Genomic DNA, 2910 nt, shown 5'->3' with positions numbered 1-2910 from the left:
GCCATCGATCCGATCGTGCGCGGCTGCAGCCCCGCCCCGCTCGCGACCGAAGCACCCGCCACGCCCGACGACAGGATGTGCGTGGTCGACACCGGCAGACCGCCGAACTCCGCGCCCAAAATCGTCGCCGCCGCGACCAGTTCGGCCGAGGCCCCCATACCATAGGTCATGTGCGTCTTGCCGATCCTCTCGCCGACCGTGATGACGATCCGCCGCCACCCGACCATCGTGCCGAGCCCGAGCGCCAGCGCGACGGTGATCTTGACCCAGGTCGGAATGTAGCGCGTGCCCTTTTCGAGGTTGCTCTGATACGCCTTGATCGACGCGAGTTCGCTCGGGCTGAAGGTCTTGGCGGCCTTGTCCTTGTCCTTGGTCGCCAGCCGCGCGCTGTCGAGCAGCAGATACATATCGTTGCGCAAATTGGGCGTCGCCGCCGCCGGCACCTTGTCGAGCGAGCCATAGCCGCCGATCCGCTGCGCCACGTCACGCGACAAAGCGTCGGCTGCACCGAAAACCTCGGGCGTATCGGCCTTTCGCGTCTGCAGCGCCCGTGTCAGCACCGCCCGCGACCCGGCAAGGTCAACTGGCGCGACCGCAGGTGCGGCATGCGCCGCAAAGGCGCCGGCCGCGGTGGTCACGCTCGACACGAAGGCCGGGGTCGCGCTTTCGGGCATCGTGCGGTTGAGCGCATAGGCGGTGGGCGCGCAGCCGATCAGGATCAGCATGATCAACCCCATGCCCTTCTGCCCGTCATTGCCGCCATGCGCGAAGCTGACCGCAGTGCAGGTGAAGATCAGCAACGCGCGAATGCCGCGGGGCGGCGGGGCATCGGCGTCGGGTGGGCTGTACAGCTTGGGGTTGCGCAGCAGGACCTTCATCAATCGCAACAGCAGGAACGATGCGCCGAAGCCGATCAGCGGCGCCATCCACAAACCGGTCAGGATCTTGGTTGCCTGACTCCAGTCGACGCCCGACGTCCCGCCCGTACTCGCCGACAGCAATTGGTTGGCAAAGCCGACGCCGAGGATCGACCCGATCAGCGCATGGCTCGATGAATTGGGGAGTCCTACGAACCACGTGCCGAGATTCCAGATCACCGCCGCCAGCAGCAACGCGAAGATCATGGCGAATCCGGCATTGCTGCCGACATGCAGGATCAGATCAACCGGCAGCAGCGTGATGATCGAATAAGCGACCGCGCCGCTCGACAGCATTACGCCCAGAAAATTGAAGAAGCCCGACCATACCACCGCGAGCGGGGCCGACATGGAATTAGTGTAGATGACGGTCGCCACCGCGTTGGCGGTGTCGTGAAACCCGTTCACGAATTCGAAGCCCAACGCGATCAGCAGCGCCAGCCCGAGAAAGGCGAAAGTGCCGAGCGCGAGCCCCTCACCAACCTCGGCTGTATCGACGAAAATGCTGTATCCGGCGTAGCTTACGCCAGCGACCAGAATGGCGAGGAAGATCCAGCGGCTCGCCGGGTGAATCCGATGGTCGAGCCGTGGCCCGCCAGACGGGCGCTCGACCGGTTCCGGGAGCGCAGAAAATGTCGTTGCCATGGCTTGACCGCTTATGCCTCGTTTTTGTTGCAATTTGATGACTGAAGCAGGTCCTCCTGCCCCCCGCCGCCGTCGTTAGCCGGTCAGCGATGGTCCCGCAACCGCAGCCGCATCGCCGTTCGAAATGAACGGATCGGGGGATTCCGGTTGAAATCATCCCGGCCTAAGGCATGGTCGCGCGCAAGACCCGCGCTCCGGCCCGTTCCCGCATCAACCCCGATTGGCAGAGTGACCCACCTCCCTTGCGCGTCCTGACCTTTCTTTATAGCTTTGCGCCCGGCGGGGTCGAACGGATTGCCGCGCGGCTCCACGCCGCCTGGGTCGGGCGGGGGATCGACTCGCGGATCGTGCTGGCCGACGTCCGCATCGGTTCGGCGCTGGCGCTCACCGCCGTCACCCAAGTCGCAGCCGAACCGCGCAGCGCCACGCTTGCACGCTTCGTCGCGCTGCTGCGCGGCCTCCCCGCGATCATCGCGGCCGATCGCGTCGATGTGCTGTTTTGCGCCGGCAATACCTATACGGCTCCGGCGGTGGCGCTGCGGCTGGTGCTGGGCAAAGCCTGCCCGCCGATCCTCGCCAAGATCAGCAACGATCTGCTTCGCCCCGATATGCCGTGGCTGGTGCGGATCTTCTATCGGCGCTGGCTGCGGATTCAGGGCCGCTATATCGATCATTTCGTCGGCATGGCCCCGGCGATGCGCGGTGAGATCGCACGCCTGATCGGCGTCGCGCCCGACCGCATCAGCATCATCGAGGATCCCGCTTTGTCCACCGCCGATCTCGCCCGCCTTGCCAGCGTGCGCGACGGCACGCTTCGAGATCGCCCCGGCCGGCACTATCTCGCAATCGGGCGCCTCGCCCCGCAAAAGAATTTCGCGCTGCTGCTCGATGCCTTTGCGCGGATTGCGCAGCCCGACGATCGCTTGCGTATCCTCGGCGAAGGCCCCGAACGCGCCGCGCTCGAAGCACAGGCTGCCCGTCTCGGCATCGCCGACAAGGTCGTGCTACCCGGCCATACCGACCCGCTCGATATCTGGCTGGGCGCGGCCGACGCGTTTGTCCTGTCGTCCGATTTCGAAGGTGTCCCCGCCGTGGTGATCGAAGCGCTCGCCGCGGGCCTGCCGATCATCGCGACCGATTGCTGCGTCAGCATGGCCGATTTGCTTGGCCAGGGTGCGCTCGGTCAGCTCGTCCCCGTCGGCGACGCCGCCGCGCTCGCCGCCGCCATGGCGGCCATCGCCGCAACCGAACCCGAACCGATCCGCCACGCCCGCCGGTCTGCCGCACAACGCTTCACGATCGAACATGCGACGGACAAATATGTCGTGCTGCTGGAGAGGTTGGCGGC

General features: G+C 66.0%; 2 protein-coding genes. One reads left to right on the top strand and one right to left on the bottom strand.

The window, feature by feature from the left end:
• Positions 1 to 1562, bottom strand: a 1562-nt coding sequence (locus ABWP09_RS11935) for an inorganic phosphate transporter (protein ID WP_353205355.1), incomplete at its 3' end; no start/stop codon positions are given.
• A 242-nt stretch (positions 1563 to 1804) separates the two neighbouring features.
• Between ABWP09_RS11935 and ABWP09_RS11930 the strand changes: the two genes are divergently transcribed.
• Positions 1805 to 2910: glycosyltransferase (locus tag ABWP09_RS11930; RefSeq protein ID WP_353205354.1), on the top strand; the 1106-nt coding region annotated here is incomplete at its 3' end.

The sequence above is a fragment of the Sphingomonas sp. genome (assembly GCF_040398505.1).
Classification (GTDB): domain Bacteria; phylum Pseudomonadota; class Alphaproteobacteria; order Sphingomonadales; family Sphingomonadaceae; genus Sphingomonas.
This window is presented reverse-complemented; position numbering and strand designations above follow the sequence as displayed.